Here is a 1,179-nt window from a genome sequence, read left to right on the forward strand (position 1 = left end):
GGGTTTGGTTTACTTTTGGTTATGGTTGGCTGCTTAGGTGCAAGTCAGCTTGATACGACTTGGAACCAAGACCAATTCTATTTTTGGCATGCAATCTCATGTTTAGGACAAACCTGTGTAGTGCTTTCGCTCCTCATGATGGGTACAAATAGTGTCCACCCAACTATGGCAATCTATGCTTCACCTATGATTAACACCCCGCGTGCTATTAGCGGCGTACTTGGTGTGTGCCTTTTAGACTGGGTCAATCGAGTACGTGGTGAATACCATTCAACACGGCTGATTGAAAATACTGCACAACATGTTTTTCAAAATATTCAAGGTTCTGTTATTAATCCTCTTACCCCGCCTGTGCTGAGTGCAGATGGTACCGAACGTGTTTCCGGTGGTTTATCTGCCTTAAATTCTGCGATTCAGGCACAGCAATCTGTTTTAGTCATTAGTGATCAATATCTGATTTTAGCGGGACTTACTGCAATTTTATTTATTGTTATGCTGATTTTGCCAGTTAGAACTTATCCACCACGCATTGCTCTCATTAAGTTAATGAATAGTCATAACTCAGGAAAATCTTTATGAGTACTCTCGAAGCCCAAGATCACTCCATGACCGAGTCGCCCAAGTTAACAAAGATGCAATATCTTAAGAAACACTGGGTTATGGTTATTGCATTTATTATTGTTCTAGTTTCCATTTTATGGATTTTAAAAGTTATATTTTTACCTTCTTCCGTTGTTAAAACTGACGATGCACGGGTAGATGTCGAGTACTCAACCATTGCTCCCAAAGTGTCAGGTAATATTGAAGAAATTTATATTAAAGATCACCAGACCGTAAAAAAAGGCCAGCTTTTGGCACGGATTGATGCACGTGATTATCAGGCGGCTTTAGCTGAAGCTGAATCTAATTATGCCAAAGCGCAAGCTGACTTAAATGAAGCAATGCTGGCAGTAGAAAGACAACCAACTGTTATTCGAGAAACAGAGGCCCAGCTTAGAAAAGTAGAAGCCGGCATTAAACTCACCAAAGATAATACCGCACGCTATGAGCAATTACAGGCACTTGGTGCTGAATCTAGATTGATTACACAACAATCAAAAACCACATTGACCGAGCAATATGCCGACTTGGACAGCAGTAAAGAAAAAGTCATTGATGCGCAGTATCAGCTCAACCAAT

General features: G+C 40.6%; 1 protein-coding gene and 1 pseudogene. Both read left to right on the forward strand.

Features of this window, described 5'->3' with window-relative positions; translation table 11 throughout:
- Positions 1 to 579: pseudogene (locus tag VXQ92_RS19545) on the forward strand (MFS transporter); the annotation flags it as partial.
- Positions 576 to 1,179: HlyD family secretion protein (locus VXQ92_RS19550; RefSeq protein WP_416682912.1), on the forward strand; the 604-nt coding region annotated here is incomplete at its 3' end. The pseudogene VXQ92_RS19545 and the gene VXQ92_RS19550, both read left to right, overlap by 4 nt.

This window comes from Acinetobacter sp. 228 (assembly GCF_048147885.1).